This window comes from Rhodococcus sp. Leaf278 (assembly GCF_001426085.1).
Classification (GTDB): Bacteria; Actinomycetota; Actinomycetes; order Mycobacteriales; family Mycobacteriaceae; genus Rhodococcoides.
On record NZ_LMRR01000004.1, the window covers coordinates 184,188 to 203,687 of the forward strand.

Genomic DNA, 19,500 nt, shown 5'->3' on the forward strand with positions numbered 1-19,500 from the left:
TGGAAAGGAACGTTCTTTCTTTCTCAGGTAGGGATTGCACATGGCATTGGGCTCCGACCGGTTCTGGCGTGTTCTCGGACGCTCTGCGCAGAAGGCCCAGAGCACCTCCCGTCAGCGCGTGGAGCGGGCCCAGGAGCACGCCGAGTGGGCGGCTGCTCTGGACGACAGCAACTTCGCGACAGAGGCGACCGCACTGCGCGTCGACTCTGCGGCGCGACTCGATGTTCCGCGGTACCTCGCACTGGTGCGTGAGGCGAGCGAGCGAACCCTGTTCATGCGGCCCTTCGACGTACAGCTCCACGGTGCCGTGCGGCTTCTCGCCGGTGACGTAGTGGAGATGGCGACGGGTGAGGGCAAGACACTGGCCGGTGCCATTGCCGCCGTCGGATACGTGTTGTCCGGGCGTGCGGTGCATGTCGTCTCGGTCAACGACTTTCTCGCGCAACGCGACGCGCAGTGGATGAGGCCGTTGTTCGAGGTTCTGGGCATCACGGTCGGTTCCATCGGTGAGGCGTCGACCGCGCAGGAGCGTCGCACCGCCTATGCCTGCGACATCACGTACGCCTCGGTCAACGAGGTCGGCTTCGACGTCCTGCGTGATCATCTGGTGAACGATCGACAGGATTTGGTTTCGCCCGTTCCCGACGTCGCACTGATCGACGAGGCGGACTCCGTGTTGGTCGACGAGGCACTCGTCCCGCTGGTGTTGGCCGGTTCGGTGTCCGGTGACGTCTCGACGTCGACGGTGATGAACGCAGTCCGACTGTTGGACAAGGGTGTTCACTACGACACCGATGCCGAGGGAAGGAACGTGTTCCTCACCGACGAGGGCGCGTTGCGGATCGAGAAAGAGCTCGGCGGAATCGATCTGTACTCCGAGCAGCATGTCGGATCCACGCTGGTGGCGGTCAATGTGGCTCTGCACGCGCAGGTGCTGGTGCAGCGCGACGTCGATTACATCGTTCGTGACGGACGGGTTCAGTTGATCAACGCGTCGCGTGGCCGTGTCGCCGAACTTCAGCGCTGGCCGGACGGGTTGCAGGCAGCGGTCGAAATCAAGGAGGGACTTGCTCCCACCGAGACCGGTGAAATTCTCGACACGATCACTGTGCAGGCGTTGATCAATCGGTACGCCACGGTATGTGGCATGACCGGCACGGCGATGGCGGCGGGGGAGCAGCTTCGTACGTTCTACAGCCTCGGCGTCTCGGTCATCGAGCCCAACGTGCCGACGGCCCGCATCGACGAAGACGATCGTGTGTTCGACACACTCGAACACAAGAACGCCGCAATTGCTGTGCAGGTCAAGGAGATTCACGAGACCGGTCAGCCGATTCTGATCGGAACCCACGATGTCGCCGAGTCCGAGGCATTGGCCGAGACGCTTACCGCGGCGGGCGTGGACGTGGTGGTACTCAACGCGAAGAACGATGCCGAGGAAGCTGCGGTCATTGCCGCAGCCGGAGTGCACGGCGCGGTCACGGTGTCGACTCAGATCGCCGGTCGCGGAACCGATATCAAGCTCGGCGGTCCCGACGGTGCCGATCGTGACCGTATTGCCGAGCTCGGCGGTCTGTTCGTTCTCGGGACCGGTCGCCACACCACCGAGCGGCTCGACAACCAGCTCCGGGGGCGTGCCGGCCGGCAGGGAGACCCCGGTCGTTCGCTTTTCTTCGGCAGCTGGGAGGACGACGTCGTCAAGAACAACATAGGCGACAAGGATGCACCGAAGGGCATCGACGAGAGCGGGATGTTCACCTCGTCGGCTGCGGCCGATCGTGTGGATCATGCGCAACGCATCGCCGAGGGTCAGATGCTCGAAATTCATTCGCGTACTTGGCGTTACAATCAGCTGACCGCTCAACATCGTGAGATCCTGGATCGTCGCCGGGCCACGTTGCTGGACTCGGACGAGGCGTTGACTCTGCTCGAGCAGCAGTCGCCGACGCGCACGAAGGAGCTCCGCGAGACCGTGTCCGAGGAGATTCTGGTCGACGTCGCCCGCCAGATCGTCCTCTACCACCTCGATCGGTCATGGTCCGACTATCTCGCGCACCTGGCAGACGTGCGTGAGAGCATCCACCTTCGGGCGTTGGGGCGCGAGAATCCGCTGGACGAGTACCACCGCATCGCCGTCGAGGCGTTCAAGACGGTTGCATCGAAGGCGATGGATCTCTCACACGCCACCTTCGAGTCGGCCGACATCACCTCGGAAGGAATCGATCTCGACGACGCCGGTCTGCGTCGACCGACATCGACGTGGACGTACATGGTGCACGACAACCCGTTTGCGTCCCGCGGAAACGCCGGTGCGGCCGGGCTGGGGCCGATCTTCGGTGGCTGACGCGCGGCACGCGGTGGTCGTTCTCGCGTTGGGATTGAGCGGGGTGGCGTCCGCGTGTGCCGACACTTACGGCGAATTTCCGGCCGACAAGACTTACTCGTCCATCGATGCGCCCGGCTCTTACGTGCCGGTGGACGGAACCACGATCAGGCTCGAATTCTCGGACGACCGGATTTCGGCAGAGGCCGGGTGCAACAGATTGTTCGGCACGGTCGATACCTCGCAGGGCAGGATCACCACCGATTCCCTCGGTTCCACCCGAATGGGTTGTCCTGGAGCATTGATGGATCAGGACGCGTGGCTCTCGGACTTCCTGACGTCCACGCCGCGGTGGTCTCGGAACGACGGCACCATGACCCTGGACAACGGCAGCGAACGGATCGTCTTCGCGGAGTCCTGATCTGCCGGAGCTCTAGCGCCGGATGCGATCGGTCGTCGAGTGCCGGACTCCGTCGACGAAGAGCCGCAATCCGAAATCGAATCTGCTGGTCGGGTCCGGACTCTCGAACATGGGGGACGCCTCGGGGGTGAGGGCTCCCGCGGAGTCCATCTGTAGACGCGATTGTTCGTCGACTGTTTGGCCGAGAACGTAGTACAGCAAGGTGTCGGCGGTCAGTTCCGCGTCGCGTCGCGGAAGTCCCGCGCGAATGCAGACGGCGGCAATGCGTTCGCGGATGCGATTGGTGGTCATCCTCGACGCGTAGGTCGCGGCGACCAGTTCGGCCCCGTCTCGGCGGGAGAGAAGCGCGTCGCGCAGTCGATGAGCGATCTGCTCGATTTGCGTGTCCCATGCGCCCTCGGTGGGCGGTGCATCGGCGCTGGACAGCAGATGGTCGGCGATCGCGCCGAGCAGGGTCTGTTTGTTGGGGAAGTGCCAGTACAGCGCACCGGGCTGCACGTGCAGGGACGTCGCCAGCCGGCGCATGGTCAGGTCGGCCAGGCCGTACTCGTCGAGGATGGCGATCGCGCCGTCCAGGACGTCTTGCCTGTTGAGTTGCACTGCTTCCCCCAAGTCGATCGACGCCTCGTCGCTTTGACAGTAGCCGAGCGCGGTGCCTAACGTGAACGCCGTTCAACTTGAACGGTGTTCAATACGTCGCCGTTCGACTACGAGGGGACCGGAATGGACATTTTGCGCACGGCGCGTACACAGGTGCTCGACGACGGAATTGCACTCGAACGATCTCAGGTTCTCGAGGTCCTCGAACTCGGCGACGACCGTCTCGAGGAGGCGATGCTGCTGGCGCACGAGGTGCGGATGAAGTGGTGCGGCCCCGAGGTGGAGGTGGAAGGAATCGTCAGCCTCAAGACCGGCGGGTGTCCTGAGGACTGCCACTTCTGTTCGCAATCAGGGCTTTTCGCATCTCCGGTGCGCGCTGCCTGGCTCGACATCCCGTCTCTGGTCGAGGCGGCCAAGCAGACGGCGAAGACGGGGGCCACCGAATTCTGCATCGTTGCGGCGGTCCGCGGACCCGACGCCAGGCTGCTCGCGCAGGTCGCTGCCGGAATCGAAGCCATACGAGGCGAGGTGGACATCGACATCGCATGTTCGCTGGGCATGCTCGAGCAAGATCAGGTCGATCAGCTCGCAGCTATGGGTGTGCACCGCTACAACCACAACCTGGAGACCTCTCGCTCGTACTTCCCCAAGGTCGTGACCACGCATACCTGGGAGGAACGGTGGAACACGCTTCGGATGGTGCGGGAGGCCGGCATGGAGGTGTGCTGCGGCGGCATCCTCGGGATGGGGGAGACACTCGAACAGCGAGCCGAGTTCGCGGCCGATCTCACCGCACTCGAGCCCGACGAAGTGCCGTTGAACTTCCTCAATCCGAGACCGGGAACCCCGTTCGGAGACCTCGACGTGCTGCCGGCATCCGATGCTCTGCGCGCCGTCGCCGCGTTCCGTCTCGCGCTGCCGCGGACGATTCTCCGATTCGCCGGCGGCCGCGAGATCACTCTCGGAGATCTTGGTGCCAAGCAGGGAATTCTCGGCGGCATCAATGCCGTCATCGTCGGTAACTACCTGACAACTCTCGGTCGTCCGGCAGAACAAGATCTCGATCTTCTCGGCGAGCTGCAGATGCCGATCAAAGCGCTCAACTCGACTATCTGATGGGCGTATTAGGGTGGGTCGAATGACGATCGTGACCCACTACGACCCGTACACCGGTCGGCCTGTCGACGCCGGAGCCGAGGTGGGTGCGGATTCGCTGTCGGTCGCCGTCCGGCTCGGGTTGGAGCCGCCGCGGTTCTGCGCAGAATGCGGTCGCCGCATGGTGGTGCAGATAGTTCCCGACGGGTGGTCCTCGGTGTGCTCGCGGCACGGCCTCGTCGATTCGGCCGCGACAGGCAGGCGCTAGGTGTCCATGTCGGAACTGCTCGAAAGTCCGCGGCGACTCAGCACCCGCCGGGTGCTGACCGTGGTGATAGCGATATCGGTGGCGCTGTCGGCACTGGGCGGCATGCTGTGGGGCCTCCTGGCACCCGCGCAGCAGTTGCTCGTTGTCTCGCAAGACCGTGGTGCGGCTCTGACCGGTGAGAGTCTGCACCGATTCGACGCCCTCGCGATGTTCTCCCTCGTCTCGTTCGCCCTCGGCCTCGTACTCCCGGTCGGTTGGTGGCTGTGGAAGTCGGAGCGGGGTCCACGTCTTTTCGCGGCAATCTTCGTGGGTGCGCTAGCGGGCTCGATCGCTGCGATTGTGGTGGGTAATGCGATTGCCGCCCTGCGGTTTCCGAAGGCGGCCGATCCTGCAGTGGGCTCGATCGTCACCGTGGCACCGAGTATCGAGACTCCACTGGTGTTGATCGTCCAGGCACTGACGGCGTCGTTGGTCGTGCTGCTGTTGGCGGCAATGAACCCCAACGACAATCTGCGATATGCCGAACCTGAACCCGAGGACGTGGATGGCGAGCCGTTCCCGCCGCCGTCGTTCGACTCGAATCGGGCCGACTGACACGGCGTCCAGGTTCACGCCTGCGGAGGACGCAACGCGGCGAACTCGTCCGTAACTCGAATGCTGTTGTCGGCAAAGCGAAACAGAGCCGGTGGTCGGCCGCCGGCTTTGCCCGACGGTGCCCGACGGCCGGTGGGTTCGATGACGCCGCGCCGGCTCAGTACTCGCTGCAGATTGGTCGCATCCACCTGATACCCCAATGCCGCACCGTAGATTTCGCGCAGAGACGAGATCGCGAAGTCGGCCGGAGCCAGGGCGAAGCCGATGTTGGTGTAGGACAGCTTCGCTACCAGGCGGTGTCGGGCGTGAGCGACGACGGTTCCATGATCGAACGACATGTCGGGCAGCGCCGAAACCGGGTGCCATGCGGTGTCCGAGGGGAGTGTCGGCTCTGCCGATATCGGCACCAGGCCGAGAAAGGTCGACGCGACTCGCCGATCTCCCGGGACGCGGTCGGGTTCACTGAAGATGGACAGCTGTTCGAGGTGCGCAACCGAGCGCACGTCGACCTTCTCGGCGAGCTGACGGCGCGCGGACACGGCGAGATTCTCGTCGTCGCGCAGGGTGCCACCGGGTAGCGACCAGGTGCCGGCCTCGGGATCGAGAGCGCGCTGCCACAGCAGCACCCCCAGTTCCGGGGCGTCGGGGTCCGAAAAGGCTCGAACTTGGAACACCGCGATGAGGACTTCGTGGACGGTGCTACGATGAATCATGTTTTCGATCATAGGTCGAAAACTCCCTCGGAGGAAATTCGGTCACCGACGACCGGATGATCGGTGAAGGAGAACCGTCATGACCAGCAGCGCTACCCGGGTGAACATCCTGGACTCGGCATTCGCCGGAGTTCGGGACATCGTCGATGGAGCAGGTGGCTACGGGGGAGTGGAGGCAACTCCGGAGTGGGCCGCAGAAGTGCGACGGCTTGCCGATCTACGCGGCGCGACGCTGCTCGCGCACAACTACCAGCTGCCGGCGATTCAGGACGTTGCAGACCATGTCGGCGACTCCCTCGCGCTCTCGCGCATGGCCGCCGAGGTCTCCGAGGACACCATCGTGTTCTGCGGAGTTCACTTCATGGCCGAGACCGCCAAGATCCTGAGTCCGCAGAAGACGATCCTCATCCCGGACCAGCGCGCCGGCTGCTCGCTGGCCGATTCCATCACCGCAGACCAGCTCCGCGAATGGAAGGCCGATTTTCCCGACGCTGTGGTCGTCTCGTACGTCAACACCACCGCCGAGATCAAAGCACTGACCGATATCTGCTGCACGTCGTCCAACGCCGTGGAGGTCGTCCAGTCCATCGACCCCAGCCGCGACATCCTGTTCTTGCCGGATCAGTTCCTCGGCGCACACGTCAAGCGGGTGACCGGACGCGAGAATCTGCATATCTGGGCCGGAGAATGCCACGTGCACGCCGGTATCAACGGTGACGAGCTGGCCGAAAAGTCGCGCACCCACCCCGACGCAGAGCTGTACGTGCACCCCGAATGCGGTTGCGCCACATCGGCTCTCTACCTCGCCGGCGAAGGATTCGTTCCGGCCGAGAAGGTCAAGATCCTCTCCACCGGCGGCATGCTCGACGCTGCCCGCACGACCGCCTCGAAGCAGGTTCTGGTCGCGACCGAGATCGGCATGCTGCACCAACTGCGGATGGCGGCACCGGACGTCGATTTCCTCGCCGTCAACGACCGTGCATCGTGCGGCTACATGAAGATGATCACTCCTGCAGCGCTGCTTCGCTGCCTCGTCGAAGGACGAGACGAGGTACACGTCGACCTCGAAACCGCGAACATCGCCAGCAAGTCTGTGCAGCGAATGATCGAAATCGGTACGCCCGGCGGCGGCGAGTGAATCCGTCCGTCGCGTGGGAGACCGGAGCTGATCTGGTCGTCGTCGGCGGCGGGATCGCCGGACTCACTGCGGCTCGTACCGCTGCCGCCAGCGGCCTTCGGGTGCTGACCGTGAGCAAAGGGGGCTCCACCGACACCGCGACGCAATATGCCCAGGGCGGGATCGCTGTCGTCGGAGCAGAATTAGACGATTCGATCGAATCGCATGTAGCCGACACGTGTGCTGCCGGTGCGGGACTGTGCGACGAGGACGCTGTGCGCTCCATCGTTGCCGGTGGGCGTGCGGCGATCGCCTCGCTCGAAGCTGCGGGCGCAAAATTCGATCGCGCTGCCGACGGCTCCGTCGCGCGCACCAGGGAAGGCGGCCACAGTGTGCGCCGCATCATCCACGCCGGCGGCGACGCCACCGGTGCCGAGGTGCAGCGCACACTCGACGGCGTCGTTCCGACGGTCCAGTTCGACACGACCGCACTGCGGGTGCTGACCACCGACGGTGAGGTTGTCGGTCTTCTCGTCCGCGGGCCTCGCGGCATCGGCGTCGTCCATTGCCCGACGGTTCTCCTGGCGACCGGCGGACTGGGACAGCTGTACTCGTGCAGCACCAACCCGGCCGGCGCGACAGCCGATGGCATCGCGCTCGCCCTCGACGCAGGTGCCCGCGTGGCAGATCTCGAATTCGTGCAGTTCCACCCGACGGTGCTGTTCGCTGCCGGGACGACGGGACGCCGTCCGTTGATCAGCGAGGCGGTACGCGGGGAGGGTGCCCACCTCGTCGATGTCGCAGGCCGTGCGTTCATGGCCGGAGTGCACCCGCTCGGTGATCTTGCGCCCCGCGACGTGGTGTCCCGGGCCATTGCCGAACTGCTGCACGACAGCGGCGACGACCACGTGCTGCTGGACGCCCGCCTCGTGGAGCACTTCCACCAGCGATTCCCGACCGTGACCGCCTCGTGCCTCGAGGCCGGTATCGATCCGGCGACGGACCTGATTCCTGTAGCGCCTGCAGCACACTATTCGTGCGGAGGAGTAGTGACGGATACCGCCGGCCGCACCTCTGTTCCTGGCTTGCTCGCCGCGGGTGAAGTGGCACGCACGGGCTTGCACGGCGCGAACAGGTTGGCGTCGAACAGTCTGCTCGAAGGTCTCGTCGTAGGCGAGCGCGCTGCGATAGTCGCTGCTGAACGGGTCGGCAGGAAGGGCGAGGTCACCGACCTCGCTATGCCTACACATCGCCGCATCGAGCGCGGCGTACTGCAACGCACGATGACGGCCGAGGTCGGCGTCGTTCGTGATGCAGCGGGACTCGCTGCGGCACAACGCGTCCTGGCCCACGGTGTCGTGTCGGAACCGCCGGTCGATGCACGTGCCGTCGAGGATGCGGCGTTGACGGCTGCGGCGGAGGTCATCGTCCTTGCCGCGAACCATCGCCGCGAAAGCAGAGGGTGCCACACCCGACGCGATTTCCCCGAGAGTGCACCGGCGCAACGTCGAAGCCTGCACATCGAACGGAATCCTGACGGACTGTTGGCGATCGTGAACGACGATGTGATGACGGGAGCAAGCTGACATGTCCGAACTCTCGACCGAGGTGAACCCTGGCGTCGACCGAGCCGAGGTGCTCGCACTGATCCGGACGGCGCTGGACGAGGACTTGCGATACGGTCCCGACATCACCACCACGGCAACGGTTCCCGAGGACGCGGTGGCGACGGCCTCGGTGGTGTCGCGCCAGTTCGGCACGATCGCCGGCCTGGACGTCGGCCTTCTGGTCCTCGACGAGGTGATCGGTCCCGACGGGTACTCCATCGTGCATCGCATCGAGGACGGGTCGAGTGTCGAACCAGGACAGGCCGTTCTGACGGTCGAGGCCCCGACACGGGGTTTGCTGACCGCGGAGCGCACGATGCTCAACATCGTGTGTCACCTTTCCGGGATCGCCACCGCGACAGCCGCTTGGGTCGCAGAGGTCGCCGATACGGAGTGCAAGATTCGGGACAGCCGAAAGACTTTGCCGGGCATGCGTTCGCTGCAGAAGTACGCGGTGCGCGCCGGCGGTGGCGTCAATCATCGGATGGGGTTGGGCGACGCCGCGCTCATCAAGGACAATCACGTTGCAGCTGCTGGTTCGGTCGTCGCTGCGTTGAACGCGGTGCGGGCGGCTGCGCCGGACATCGCCTGTGAAGTGGAGGTCGACAGCCTCGAGCAACTCGACCAGGTACTTGCCGAGAACGTCGAACTCGTTCTGCTGGACAACTTTGCGCTGTGGCAGACGCAGATGGCGGTGCAGCGTCGTGACAAGTTCGCTCCCGAGACCAAGCTGGAGTCCTCGGGTGGGTTGACGGTCGACGTGGCACGGGACTACGCGCGGACGGGGGTCGACTTTCTTGCCGTGGGCGGTCTGACACACTCGGTGACAGTGCTCGATCTCGGCCTGGACATGTAACCCTGGACATGCAGCAGCGCCTCGCGATGTGAGGAATTCCTTCGAAGATGGAACTACAGAGTGCCCGCCTCGACAGCTGGATCTGGGCGGTGCGGTTGTTCAAGACACGGTCCGCGGCGGCCGCTGCGTGCCGTGGTGGGCATGTCCGGGTCAACGGAACCCCCGCCAAGCCTGGCCTGCGAATCGGTCCGAACGACGAGGTCCGGCTCCGCGTCGACGGCGTGGAGAAGATCGTCGTCGTCGTGCGGGCGATCACCAAACGTGTCGGTGCCGCTGTCGTCCCCGAGTGCCTGATCGACCGCAGTCCGCCGCCGCCTCCGAAGGAAGTTCTCGCCTCCGTACCGCGTCGTGACCGAGGAGCAGGGAGACCGACCAAGCGTGATCGTCGTGAGATCGATCGGCTGCGGGGCCTGGGTCTCTAGTGCGCCCGACTCTTTTCAGTTACCTTCGGTAACGACAGGTAGTTCGCACGCGCAAGGAGGTATGGCATGGACTCCGTCCTGTGGACCCCACGTTTCGCAGCTGTGTACTTCGTGGCAGCAGCGTTGCTGCTCATTCTGTTTCTGGCTATCGACGCGTCCCTCGCCATTGCCGCACCGCTTCTGTTGCTGTCGGTGGGACTCGGAATCGCAGTTCTGATTCGCAATCGAAAGCGTCACCCGGTTCGCTGAGGCGTTCTGGGGCCCTCTGAGCACAGCTGTGCCCTGATGCTGGTGTGGGTCGTCATGCGGGTTGTCGTGGTTCCTCGTCGCCGGCATCGCCGGTGTCGTTGTGGTGGTCGGGTGGGTAGAGGACTTCTTCGGGGTGGTGTGCGTGATTGATGAGGCCACGTCTGTGTGGGTCCATTCCCGATGGTGGGTGCCAGAGGGTGCGGCCCGGGTAGCGATGTGCTGCTCCGGTTTTGGTGGTTGCCCATTTTCCTGGTCCGGTGCCGACGAGGGCGTGGTGCATGTCGCAGCCGAAGGTGAGGGCGTCGATGTCGGTGTAGCCGCCGTCGGTCCAGTCGTCGACGTGGTGGGACTGGCACCAGGTCGCGGGGCGGGTGCAGGAGGGGAAGCTGCAGCCGCGGTCGCGGGCGATGAGGACGATGCGTTGGTCGGCGGAGGCGATGCGTTTGGATNGCACCAGGTCGCGGGGCGGGTGCAGGAGGGGAAGCTGCAGCCGCGGTCGCGGGCGATGAGGACGATGCGTTGGTCGGCGGAGGCGATGCGTTTGGATCGTCCGAGGTAGAGGGCTCTGCCGTGGTCGTCGAAGATGGTGAGGTAGTGGCGGGCGTGGGAGGTCATGCGGATGGCGTCGCGAATGGAGACGCGGGATCCGGTGCCGGTCATGGCGTATCCGCAGCCCGATTCGAGGTCTTTGAGGCTCATGGTGACGATGGCGGTGACGGGCAGTCCTCGGTGGGTGCCGAGGGTCCCGGAGGCGAGGGTGTGCCGCAGTGCCATTTTCAGGGCGTCGTGGCGGCGTTCGTTCTGGGTGCGTCGATCCCGCGCGGCGGCAGCGGCAGCGGCGCGTGCCCTAGTGTCGGTATCGGTATCGGTATCGGTATCGGATCCGTCGGTGTCGTCGTCGGTCTCGGCTGCGTCGGTTGTGTCGCCTGGTTCGGCACTGCCGTTGGCTGCAGCTGTGTCGTCGTGTGCTGTGCCGTCGGGTGCTGTGCCACAACTACAGTCGGCACCGTCGCATTCACCGCAGTCGGCGCCATCGTCGCAGTCCGTCTCATCCCACGGGCCTCCATCGGTGGACTCGGCATCGCTGGAGTCTGCTTCGTGGGTGGTCGGCTCTGGCTTCGGTGCTGTGGCACTGCCGTTCTCGTCGTCTTCGTCGTCGTCTTCGTCGTGGACGACCGATGTCGGGTCGGCCGGGTTGTTCACTCCCGGTTTCGCGGCTTTGGAGAACAGGGCTTCGAGGTAGGCGCGTAGTTCGGAATCGACACAGAACTTCCCGTCCGACATCCCGTCGGCACCCTGCTCACCGAGGTAGAAGAACGCATCCCGACGCTTCTTCGGCTTGGGCTTACGTGACCTGGAAGTCGATCGGCGGCGAAGCCAACTTCCCGTCCGACATCCCGTCGGCACCCTGCTCACCGAGGTAGAAGAACGCATCCCGACGCTTCTTCGGCTTGGGCTTACCGTCCTCGTCCTCGTCCTCGTCGTAGTCGCCGTCGGGGCTGAGGATCGAATCCAGGTGAGCCACCAGCGGCGCGAAATCGTCTGGACGTCGGGTGCAGGCGTAGCCCACCAATTGCTGTTCGGCGAGATCACGGGTCTGCGGATCGACACTGGCCGGCAAGTGCTTGAAGAATTCGCGGATCATCTGCACATGCTTGGCATCGAGCAATCCCGCCCGCAGCGCTGCCGCGGTATGCGGCAGCAGGGGCGGCAGGGATTCACCGGACAGTGCGGTGCGATCACCCAATTCGGCGGCCAGACGTACTCGTGCCCCGGCGGCGCGTGGGGTGATGCGCAGCATCCACGCCACCGAGCACGGCACCGAGCCGGGATACACATCGAGGCCGCGCTGATCGATCAGTTCGTTGAGCCAGGTGTACGAGTACGCCGGCAGCGACCGCGACACAGTTTCCATGCGTTGGATCACCGCACGCCGGTCGGCGTTCGTCCACGACACCGACCCCTGCCCGGCCAACTCCGCCACCGCGGACTCGACCCGATCCACCAACACCNATGCGTTGGATCACCGCACGCCGGTCGGCGTTCGTCCACGACACCGACCCCTGCCCGGCCAACTCCGCCACCGCGGACTCGACCCGATCCACCAACACCGACAGCGCGGGATCGGACACAACAGGGGGAGGCGGCACCGTTTCGATGCCGTCCACCCCTGATCCGCCGTCCCCCGAAAGCATGAACAGAATCTATCGCGACCCACCGACAGACTTTCGAACACATGTTCCCGCGGACTGGAAGCGACGTGGGGAGACCGACTCAGCGCCGTTTACCGCTCCGTCGCGCGTTCGTCTTCGTCTTGGCAACCGGGCGAGCAGGCTTGGAGGGGTGCGCCTTCTTCTTCTTGACCGGCGCGTCGTCTGCCGAACCTCGTGAACTCCGGGTCGACCGTCCTCGGACGATGCCGATGAACTCTTCGATGCGGTCGTCCTCGTGTTCGGCGACCCAGGCCAACGCAATCTGGGACTGCTCGATGTCGGTCACCGGGCGGTAGACGAGATCTTTGCGCGCGTTGAATCGGGCCACCGAATGCGGCACGATCGCCACTCCGAGGCCGGCAGCCACGTACTCGAACGTCTCCGCAGTGGAATTCATCGGAGGCAGGGCAGGGCGATTGCCGACTTCGAGTTCCGTTGCCACAGCAGCCCATTCGGGCACCGTCGCAGGATCGGCCAGCAGATGCTCGTCGGCGAGATCGCTCGCGGTGACGGAATCGAATGCTGCGACGGCGTGGTCTTTCGGCACCACCACAACCTGGACTTCCTGATACAGGCCGATTGCATTGAGACCCTCACGATCGATCGGCGGTCGGACGAAGCTCACATCGACCGTCCCGTCGCGTAGGGCGGACACCTGTGTCTCCGGCGTCGTCGCCGTCACGGACAGCGTGACGTCCGGGAAACGATCCGCCCAGATTCGCGTCCACTTCGTCAGCGTCACACCTTCCGCGTAGCCGATGGTGAACGACGTCGGCTCAGCAGCAGCCACCTGAGCGAGCCCCGACAGCCGATCGTCCTCGGCAATCTCCACCAGAGCCCGGTCGAGCAGAGCGCGGCCGTCCTCGGTGAGTTCGGTGGGGGAGACCCCCGGCACGAACAGATCGACGCCGAGCTGCTCCTCGAGTTCCACGATGGTCTTGCTCAGGCGGATTCGCGAGATTCCGAGCGACTGAGCGGCGCGGGCGAAATGCAGTTGTTGCGCCACCGCGGCGTACCAGCGCAGTGTCTGCACATCGATATTCACGGAGTCGAGCCTATGGGACGGCGCGCAACGTGCAGGACGGTGGCGTCCAGACCGCGGAATGCCGGATAAGCTGGTCGGGTGAGCCCGGAGAACAAACAGCAGACCATGAAGCCATTGACCGCGGCGAACAAGCTCGGCATCTATCTTCCCGCAGCGCCCGAAGAGTTTCAGAACTCGATGGTCAGCAGGTCCGACCTGGACGCGTTGCGGAACGATCCGCCGCAGTGGTTGACCGACTTGCAGACCAACGGGCCCTTCCCCCGCGACGTCATCGCGAAGAAGCTGGGTGTGTCCATCGCGGGCCTGGCTCGCGGCGGTGTCACCGAGGCCTTGACCAATGACGCCATCGAGGAGCTCATCGCCAGCCCGCCGCAGTGGCTCGTTCGTGAGCGCCGCACGCAAATCCAGGTGCGCAAGGATGCCGAACGCATCAAGGAAAAGCAGGAAGCGCGCCGTACGGCGGGGAACCGGCCGACCAAGCTGCGCAACCTCTAGGGCGAGACAACTCCGTCGAGATAGAGCCAGCGACCGTCGACCCGGACGAAGCGGCTCATCTCCGACATCGTGCCTGCACCGTCGGGGTGCTTGTACCGAGCCTCGAATCGCACGGTGCCGGTCTCGTCGAACAGGCCGCCCGCGTCGGAATCAAGAATGTCGAGTCGATACCACCGCTGATTGGGATCGATATCGAGCGCCGTCGGCACGGTCTTGGGATGCCAGGACTTACGCAAGTAGGCAACGTCACCGAAGGCAAATGCGGTGAAGCGCGAGCGCATCAACTTCTCGGCAGTCGGTGCATCCGCATCGCCGCGCAGATACGGCTCGCAACACGCGTCGAACGTGTCACCGCTCGAACACGGACACCGTCCGCTCACTAGTCGACAACTTCGACTGTGTAAGTGCCGAGTTCGTGTTCGTCCCGCTTGCCGACGTCCTGAATCCACGTGTTGGCTTCGAGGAGAGTATCGAACAATCCCAACGGAATCGGGTCTCCACCGAGCGCGTTCTTCATGATCACGCGGTACTTCCTCACGGTGTCACCCGCCGAACGGTCGCGAGGAACGTTGCGGCAGCGAAGAACATCCCTGCGAACGTGCGATTCATCGTCTTCTGTTGGCGCTGCGAGCGCATCAGCCGCAGTACTCGAGATGCCAGCGAGGTGTAACCGGTCATCACCAGCATGTCGACCGCAACCATCGTGGCTGCGATGACCAGGTACTGAGTGAGCAGGGGCCGTGCCGGATCGAGGAATTGGGGAAGTACGGCAACCATGAATACGACGGCCTTCGGATTACTGGCGTTGACCAAAAATCCTCGTGCCAGCATCGTCGTTCCGCGATCGGCCACCGCGGGGGCGTCGGCGACGTCGGTGGGAGCCGCGCGCCACTGGCGGACACCCAGGTAGACCAGGTAGGCAACACCGAACCACTTGATTGCCGTGAACGCGAGCGCCGAGCTCGCGAGAACTGCACCCAGTCCGACGGCGACGATGCCGATCTGCAGGAGCAACCCGATCTGCAGACCGAAGATGTTCCAGTACCCGCGGCGCAGGCCGTATCGAAGCCCGGTGGACATCGAGGCGATGGCACCGGCACCGGGGGAGAGACTGATGACGATGCTCGCACCCAGAAACGCGAGCCACACTGACCAGGACATGTGTTCATTGAACTATGCCCGTCAATTCGCTTCCGTCTCGACCGGTGTGTCGAACGAGGCGCTGCGGGGTAGGACGTGGGGATGGCAGACATCAGAACCATCGACACAGGTCCTCAGCAGGTCACCCGGCAGACCGAGGTTCACGCACCGGCAGCCGAATTGTTCGACATCGTTGCCGATCCCAACCGTCACGGCGAGCTGGACGGATCGGGCACGGTGAAGGACACCGTCCGCGGTCCCGATCGCCTCAGCACCGGCGCGAAGTTCTCCGTCGGTATGAAGCAGTACGGCGTGCCGTACAAGATCACCAGCACCGTCACCGAGTTCGTCGATGCCGATCGGCACAAGGTCGTCGAGTGGCAGCACCCGATGGGTCACACCTGGCGCTGGGAGTTCGAGGAGAAGCAGCCGGGGCTGACAACGGTGACCGAAACCTTCAAGTACGGCACGGCCAAGGTCCCGAAGATGCTCGAGCTGTTCAAGATGCCGCAGAAGAACGCGCAAGGAATCACAAGCACACTGCACAACCTGGCTGCCCGCTACGCCTGATCTGAATCTATCCTGACCGGCATGCCGATCGATCCCGACACCAAGAACTGGACCTGGGTACTCGAGCGAGCGTGCCCGGATTGCGGGTTCGACTCGAGTGCCGTCGATTACGACGACATCCCGGACCTGATCCGCGCCGACGTCGAGCGTTGGGATGCAGTTCTGCGGCGCGACGACGTAGCACTGCGCCCCGACGACTCGACGTGGTCTGCGCTCGAATACGCCGCTCATGTTCGTGACGCGCATCGGATCTTTCGTACCCGCCTCGAGCTGGTACTCACCGAGGACGATCCGGAGTTCGCGAACTGGGATCAGGACGCCACCGCCGTGTCCGAAAACTACAACGACCAGGACCCCGCGTCGGTGGCAGCCGAATTGAGCGAAGCCGCCCGCGTGCTCGCCGACGATTTCGCAGCAGTGCCGCCCGGGCAGCGGCACCGAACGGGTCGACGCAGCGACGGGTCGAACTTCTCCGTCGAAACCCTGGCCGCGTATTACATCCACGATCCGATTCACCATCTGTGGGACGTGCGGGGCTGAGCCGAATTCGGTGGAACTATCCTGGGGTTTCGGACAACACTGATTCGACCGAACCCCGGCACCGAACCGACTCCACGAAGGGGCCCACTATGCCTGCCCGCATCGAGCTCGCCCGCGTCGATCTACGCGGACGAACTCCATCCACTGCCGAACTACGCGGCGCACTTCCCCGAGGCGGAGTGGATGTCGATTCGGTGCTGCATCAGGTCCGCCCCGTCGTCGAGGCCGTCAAAGAACGCGGTGCCGATGCGGCGCTCGAGTTCAGCGAAAAGTTCGACGGGGTCCGACCGGACCGCATCCGAGTTCCACAGCACGAGTTGGATCGTGCACTCGAGGAGCTGGATCCGGCCGTCCGGGCCGCACTCGAGGTCGCGATCGAGCGAACCCGTCTGGTGCACTCGGATCAGCGCCGAACCGACCACACCACTCAGGTGGTGCCCGGCGGCACCGTGACCGAGCGTTGGATTCCGGTCGATCGGGTGGGGCTCTACGTGCCCGGTGGCAACGCCGTGTACCCGTCGTCGGTCGTGATGAACGTCGTGCCTGCGCAGATCGCCGGCGTCGGTTCGCTTGTGGTGGCCTCACCGCCGCAGAAGAATTTCGGTGGCCTGCCGCACCCGACCATCCTCGCGGCCGCGCAGCTCCTCGGCGTCGACGAGGTGTGGGCCGTCGGCGGCGGTCAGGGCGTTGCCCTGCTCACCTACGGCGGCGTGGACACCGACGGCGGTGAACTGGCACCGGTCGATCTGATCACCGGTCCCGGGAACATCTACGTCACCGCTGCCAAGCGACTGTGCCGCTCGCTCATCGGAATCGACTCCGAGGCAGGCCCCACCGAGATCGGGATTCTCGCGGACGCCACCGCGGATCCGATCCACGTGGCAGCAGACCTGATCAGTCAGGCCGAGCACGATGTCATGGCGGCCAGTGTGCTGGTGACCGACAGCCTCGAGCTGGCCGACGCGGTCGACAAGGCCGTGAACGCGCAGATGGCCTCCACCCGGCATGCGGAACGCGTGGCGACGGCACTGAACGGCAGCCAATCCGGCATCGTTCTCGTCGACGACATCACGCAGGGGTTGGCGGTGGTCAACGCCTATGCGGCCGAGCACCTCGAGATCCAGACGAAGGACGCGTCCGACGTCGCAGCTCGGGTGCGCAGCGCCGGTGCCGTGTTCGTGGGAGCGTGGTCGCCGGTGAGCCTCGGTGACTACTGCGCCGGGTCCAATCACGTACTCCCGACTGCCGGGTGTGCTCGGCACTCGTCCGGCCTGAGCGTGCAGACGTTCCTGCGCGGTATCCATGTGGTGGACTACAGCGAGGCTGCGCTCAAAGATGTTGCTGCGCATGTCATTGCGCTGGCCAATGCAGAGGATCTGCCGGCCCACGGTGAAGCGGTTCGGCTACGTTTCGAAGGGCTGCCTTCCGGTGATGCGTCATGAGTGATGCTCTGGGACAATCGGTCTCGTTGGGCGACCTACCCCTGCGCGAGGCGCTCGTCGGTAAGTCTCCGTACGGCGCGCCGCAGCTCACCGTGCCGGTCCAGTTGAATACCAACGAGAATCCGCACCCGCCGACACAGGCATTGATCGACGACGTCGCGGAATCGGTGCGGATCGCCGCTGCGCAAATGCACCGCTATCCGGATCGCGATGCGGACGAGCTACGGGCCGATCTCGCGCGCTACCTGAGCGAGCAGACCGGCTTCGCGGTCGATACCGCCAATGTGTGGGCAGCGAACGGCTCCAACGAGATTCTGCAGCAATTGCTGCAGGCGTTCGGCGGACCGGACCGCACTGCATTGGGCTTCGTGCCCTCGTACTCGATGCACCCGATCATCTCCTCCGGGACGCAGACCGAGTGGATTCCGGCGAAGCGTCGGGCGGACTTCTCGCTCGATGTCGACTACGCGGTGAAGGCGATCGAGGAGCGTAAGCCCGACGTCGTGTTCGTCACCAGCCCGAACAATCCGACGGGCCACAGCATCGGCGAGCAGGATCTGCGCCGAATCCTCGACGCCGCACCGGGAATTGTCGTGGTCGACGAGGCCTACGCCGAGTTCTCCTCCGCCCCGAGCGCGATCGGATTGATCGAGAGCTATCCGAGCAAGATCGTGGTCAGCCGAACCATGAGCAAGGCCTTTGCATTCGCCGGCGGGCGGCTGGGATACCTCGTGGCGGCCCCGGCTGTTGTCGACGCGATGTTGTTGGTGCGCTTGCCTTATCACCTCTCGGTTGTCACGCAAGCAGCTGCGCGGGCGGCACTGCGGCACGCCACGGACACTCTCGGTAGCGTCGCCGAGCTCTCCGCCGAACGAGATCGGGTGTCCGAAGCCCTCGGCAGCAAGGGTTACGACGTGGTGCCGTCCGACGCCAACTTCCTGCTCTTCGGCCGGTTCTCCGATGCGCACGCAACGTGGCAGCGGTACCTCGACGAGGGCATCCTCATCCGAGACGTCGGAATTCCCGAATATCTACGCGTCACCATCGGACTGGCACACGAGAACGACCGATTCCTCACCGTCAGCGCAGCACTCGCATCGACCGAAAGAGCAGAGGCACAGCAGTGACCACACCCGCTCCCCGTATCGCCAAGATCGAGCGCACCACCAAGGAATCCGACATCTCCGTCGAGCTGAACCTGGACGGCACCGGCATCGTCGACATCTCCACCGGCGTTCCGTTCTACGACCACATGCTGACCGCCCTCGGCACCCACGCCCGTTTCGATTTGACGGTCAGGGCTAAGGGCGACATCGAGATCGAGGCGCATCACACCGTCGAGGACACCGCGATCGTGCTCGGCCAAGCGCTCGGGCAGGCCCTCGGCGACAAGTCGGGGATCACCCGGTTCGGCGACTCGTTCATTCCGATGGACGAAACGCTCGTGCACGCGGCCGTCGATGTGTCCGGACGTCCGTACTGCGTGCACACCGGCGAGCCCGACTACATGGTGCATTCGGTGATCGGCGGCTACCCGGGAGTTCCGTACTCCACCGTGATCAACAAGCACGTGTTCGAGACGCTGGCCTCGAACGCTCGGATCGCGTTGCACGTCAGAGTGATCTACGGCCGCGACCAGCATCACATCACCGAAGCAGAGTTCAAGGCGGTCGCACGAGCGCTGCGTCAGGCCACCGAATACGACCCTCGCGTGACCGGAATTCTGTCCACCAAGGGAAGTCTGTGATCGACCGACCGGTGTTCGTGCTTTGAGTGGCCTGTTGTCGATT

General features: G+C 64.5%; 23 protein-coding genes and 1 pseudogene. 16 read left to right on the forward strand and 8 right to left on the reverse strand.

Translation table 11 applies throughout. The annotated features are described in order from the left end of the window. The first annotated feature begins 40 nt into the window (after positions 1-40). Positions 41-2,344, forward strand: a complete 2,304-nt coding sequence (gene secA2 / locus ASG84_RS06340) for an accessory Sec system translocase SecA2 (protein ID WP_057476145.1) — start codon at positions 41-43, stop codon at positions 2,342-2,344. Next, positions 2,337-2,744, forward strand: a complete 408-nt coding sequence (locus ASG84_RS06345) for an META domain-containing protein (protein WP_057476146.1) — start codon at positions 2,337-2,339, stop codon at positions 2,742-2,744. Before secA2 ends, ASG84_RS06345 begins: the two co-directional genes overlap by 8 nt. A gap of 12 nt (positions 2,745-2,756) precedes the next feature. Here the strand turns inward: ASG84_RS06345 and ASG84_RS06350 are convergent, their stop codons facing one another. Further along, the gene (locus tag ASG84_RS06350; RefSeq protein ID WP_057476147.1) at positions 2,757-3,344 is read right to left on the reverse strand and encodes a TetR/AcrR family transcriptional regulator C-terminal domain-containing protein; all 588 of its coding nucleotides are present in this window, start codon (positions 3,342-3,344) and stop codon (positions 2,757-2,759) included. Between the two features lie 123 nt (positions 3,345-3,467). On the opposite strand from ASG84_RS06350, the gene bioB reads away from it, so the two are divergent. From bioB to ASG84_RS06365, 3 genes are read left to right on the forward strand one after another with little or no spacing between them, the layout of a single operon-like run. Beyond that, on the forward strand, positions 3,468-4,460 hold the full coding sequence (gene bioB / locus ASG84_RS06355; RefSeq protein ID WP_057476148.1) for a biotin synthase BioB: 993 nt from the start codon (positions 3,468-3,470) through the stop codon (positions 4,458-4,460). A 22-nt stretch (positions 4,461-4,482) separates the two neighbouring features. Continuing rightward, positions 4,483-4,707: a biotin synthase auxiliary protein BsaP gene (gene bsaP / locus ASG84_RS06360; RefSeq protein WP_057476149.1), complete on the forward strand. Its 225-nt coding sequence runs from the start codon at positions 4,483-4,485 to the stop codon at positions 4,705-4,707. Between the two features lie 6 nt (positions 4,708-4,713). After that, the gene (locus ASG84_RS06365; RefSeq protein ID WP_057476251.1) at positions 4,714-5,301 is read left to right on the forward strand and encodes a DUF2567 domain-containing protein; all 588 of its coding nucleotides are present in this window, start codon (positions 4,714-4,716) and stop codon (positions 5,299-5,301) included. A gap of 14 nt (positions 5,302-5,315) precedes the next feature. Here the strand turns inward: ASG84_RS06365 and ASG84_RS06370 are convergent, their stop codons facing one another. Continuing rightward, a complete protein-coding gene (locus ASG84_RS06370) occupies positions 5,316-6,014 on the reverse strand; it encodes an NUDIX hydrolase (RefSeq protein ID WP_057476252.1) in 699 nt (232 codons plus the stop codon). 79 nt (positions 6,015-6,093) lie between these two features. On the opposite strand from ASG84_RS06370, the gene nadA reads away from it, so the two are divergent. The 5 genes from nadA to ASG84_RS06395 all read left to right on the forward strand — a co-directional run bounded on the left by nadA (position 6,094) and on the right by ASG84_RS06395 (position 10,265). Next, positions 6,094-7,152: a quinolinate synthase NadA gene (nadA, locus tag ASG84_RS06375; protein WP_052065879.1), complete on the forward strand. Its 1,059-nt coding sequence runs from the start codon at positions 6,094-6,096 to the stop codon at positions 7,150-7,152. Continuing rightward, positions 7,149-8,717, forward strand: coding sequence for an L-aspartate oxidase (locus tag ASG84_RS06380; RefSeq protein ID WP_057476150.1), 1,569 nt, complete (start codon positions 7,149-7,151; stop codon positions 8,715-8,717). Before nadA ends, ASG84_RS06380 begins: the two co-directional genes overlap by 4 nt. A gap of 1 nt (position 8,718) precedes the next feature. After that, positions 8,719-9,594, forward strand: coding sequence for a carboxylating nicotinate-nucleotide diphosphorylase (nadC, locus tag ASG84_RS06385; RefSeq protein WP_057476151.1), 876 nt, complete (start codon positions 8,719-8,721; stop codon positions 9,592-9,594). A 47-nt stretch (positions 9,595-9,641) separates the two neighbouring features. Then, positions 9,642-10,016: an RNA-binding S4 domain-containing protein gene (locus tag ASG84_RS06390; protein ID WP_057476152.1), complete on the forward strand. Its 375-nt coding sequence runs from the start codon at positions 9,642-9,644 to the stop codon at positions 10,014-10,016. Positions 10,017-10,082: 66 nt separating this feature from the next. Further along, positions 10,083-10,265, forward strand: coding sequence for a hypothetical protein (locus ASG84_RS06395; protein ID WP_057476153.1), 183 nt, complete (start codon positions 10,083-10,085; stop codon positions 10,263-10,265). Between the two features lie 450 nt (positions 10,266-10,715). On the opposite strand, the pseudogene ASG84_RS28720 reads toward ASG84_RS06395, so the two are convergent. The 3 genes and pseudogenes from ASG84_RS28720 to ASG84_RS06415 all read right to left on the reverse strand — a co-directional run. After that, positions 10,716-11,699 (reverse strand): annotated as a pseudogene (locus tag ASG84_RS28720) (DUF222 domain-containing protein); the annotation flags it as partial. After that, a complete protein-coding gene (locus tag ASG84_RS06410) occupies positions 11,611-12,180 on the reverse strand; it encodes a DUF222 domain-containing protein (protein ID WP_235581565.1) in 570 nt (189 codons plus the stop codon). The gene ASG84_RS06410 and the pseudogene ASG84_RS28720, both read right to left, overlap by 89 nt. A 359-nt stretch (positions 12,181-12,539) precedes the next feature. Further along, positions 12,540-13,523, reverse strand: a complete 984-nt coding sequence (locus tag ASG84_RS06415) for a LysR family transcriptional regulator (protein ID WP_057476157.1) — start codon at positions 13,521-13,523, stop codon at positions 12,540-12,542. A 78-nt stretch (positions 13,524-13,601) separates the two neighbouring features. Here ASG84_RS06415 and ASG84_RS06420 point away from each other — a divergent pair, with 78 nt between their 5' ends. Then, a complete protein-coding gene (locus ASG84_RS06420; RefSeq protein WP_057476158.1) occupies positions 13,602-14,018 on the forward strand; it encodes a DUF5997 family protein in 417 nt (138 codons plus the stop codon). Here the strand turns inward: ASG84_RS06420 and ASG84_RS06425 are convergent. From ASG84_RS06425 to rhtB, 3 genes are read right to left on the reverse strand one after another with little or no spacing between them, the layout of a single operon-like run. Next, on the reverse strand, positions 14,015-14,398 hold the full coding sequence (locus ASG84_RS06425; RefSeq protein WP_057476159.1) for a YchJ family protein: 384 nt from the start codon (positions 14,396-14,398) through the stop codon (positions 14,015-14,017). The two genes, ASG84_RS06420 and ASG84_RS06425, sit on opposite strands and share 4 nt — an antisense overlap. Further along, positions 14,398-14,541: a hypothetical protein gene (locus ASG84_RS27360; RefSeq protein ID WP_156399405.1), complete on the reverse strand. Its 144-nt coding sequence runs from the start codon at positions 14,539-14,541 to the stop codon at positions 14,398-14,400. The genes ASG84_RS06425 and ASG84_RS27360 overlap by 1 nt, the downstream gene beginning before the upstream one ends. 11 nt (positions 14,542-14,552) lie before the next feature. Then, positions 14,553-15,179, reverse strand: a complete 627-nt coding sequence (gene rhtB / locus ASG84_RS06430; protein ID WP_057476160.1) for a homoserine/homoserine lactone efflux protein — start codon at positions 15,177-15,179, stop codon at positions 14,553-14,555. A gap of 81 nt (positions 15,180-15,260) precedes the next feature. Between rhtB and ASG84_RS06435 the strand changes: the two genes are divergently transcribed. The 5 genes from ASG84_RS06435 to hisB all read left to right on the forward strand — a co-directional run bounded on the left by ASG84_RS06435 (position 15,261) and on the right by hisB (position 19,457). Beyond that, complete coding sequence (locus ASG84_RS06435) at positions 15,261-15,728, forward strand: SRPBCC family protein (RefSeq protein ID WP_057476161.1); 468 nt, start codon at positions 15,261-15,263, stop codon at positions 15,726-15,728. Between the two features lie 21 nt (positions 15,729-15,749). Continuing rightward, positions 15,750-16,268, forward strand: a complete 519-nt coding sequence (locus tag ASG84_RS06440; protein ID WP_057476162.1) for a DinB family protein — start codon at positions 15,750-15,752, stop codon at positions 16,266-16,268. 89 nt (positions 16,269-16,357) lie between these two features. After that, positions 16,358-17,710, forward strand: a complete 1,353-nt coding sequence (gene hisD, locus ASG84_RS06445) for a histidinol dehydrogenase (protein ID WP_057476163.1) — start codon at positions 16,358-16,360, stop codon at positions 17,708-17,710. After that, positions 17,707-18,837 carry a histidinol-phosphate transaminase gene (locus ASG84_RS06450; protein WP_057476164.1) on the forward strand — a complete coding sequence of 377 codons (1,131 nt, stop codon included), beginning with the start codon at positions 17,707-17,709 and terminating at the stop codon, positions 18,835-18,837. The genes hisD and ASG84_RS06450 overlap by 4 nt, the downstream gene beginning before the upstream one ends. Next, entirely contained in the window at positions 18,834-19,457 is a 624-nt protein-coding gene (hisB, locus tag ASG84_RS06455) for an imidazoleglycerol-phosphate dehydratase HisB (RefSeq protein WP_027497292.1), read from the forward strand. Before ASG84_RS06450 ends, hisB begins: the two co-directional genes overlap by 4 nt. Positions 19,458-19,500 lie beyond the last annotated feature (43 nt).

Excerpts from the sequence above, each read along its gene's own strand:
- bsaP (WP_057476149.1), top strand. The coding sequence starts at position 4,483 with ATGACGATCGTGACCCACTACGACCCGTACACCGGTCGGCCTGTCGAC.
- nadC (WP_057476151.1), top strand. The coding sequence starts at position 8,719 with ATGTCCGAACTCTCGACCGAGGTGAACCCTGGCGTCGACCGAGCCGAG.
- ASG84_RS06365 (WP_057476251.1), top strand. The coding sequence starts at position 4,714 with ATGTCGGAACTGCTCGAAAGTCCGCGGCGACTCAGCACCCGCCGGGTG.
- rhtB (WP_057476160.1), bottom strand. The coding sequence starts at position 15,179 with ATGTCCTGGTCAGTGTGGCTCGCGTTTCTGGGTGCGAGCATCGTCATC.
- ASG84_RS06440 (WP_057476162.1), top strand. The coding sequence starts at position 15,750 with ATGCCGATCGATCCCGACACCAAGAACTGGACCTGGGTACTCGAGCGA.
- hisD (WP_057476163.1), top strand. The coding sequence starts at position 16,358 with ATGCCTGCCCGCATCGAGCTCGCCCGCGTCGATCTACGCGGACGAACT.
- secA2 (WP_057476145.1), top strand. The coding sequence starts at position 41 with ATGGCATTGGGCTCCGACCGGTTCTGGCGTGTTCTCGGACGCTCTGCG.
- ASG84_RS06450 (WP_057476164.1), top strand. The coding sequence starts at position 17,707 with ATGAGTGATGCTCTGGGACAATCGGTCTCGTTGGGCGACCTACCCCTG.
- nadA (WP_052065879.1), top strand. The coding sequence starts at position 6,094 with ATGACCAGCAGCGCTACCCGGGTGAACATCCTGGACTCGGCATTCGCC.
- ASG84_RS06390 (WP_057476152.1), top strand. The coding sequence starts at position 9,642 with ATGGAACTACAGAGTGCCCGCCTCGACAGCTGGATCTGGGCGGTGCGG.
- ASG84_RS06435 (WP_057476161.1), top strand. The coding sequence starts at position 15,261 with ATGGCAGACATCAGAACCATCGACACAGGTCCTCAGCAGGTCACCCGG.
- bioB (WP_057476148.1), top strand. The coding sequence starts at position 3,468 with ATGGACATTTTGCGCACGGCGCGTACACAGGTGCTCGACGACGGAATT.
- ASG84_RS06410 (WP_235581565.1), bottom strand. The coding sequence starts at position 12,180 with ATGGAAACTGTGTCGCGGTCGCTGCCGGCGTACTCGTACACCTGGCTC.
- ASG84_RS06395 (WP_057476153.1), top strand. The coding sequence starts at position 10,083 with ATGGACTCCGTCCTGTGGACCCCACGTTTCGCAGCTGTGTACTTCGTG.
- ASG84_RS06370 (WP_057476252.1), bottom strand. The coding sequence starts at position 6,014 with ATGATTCATCGTAGCACCGTCCACGAAGTCCTCATCGCGGTGTTCCAA.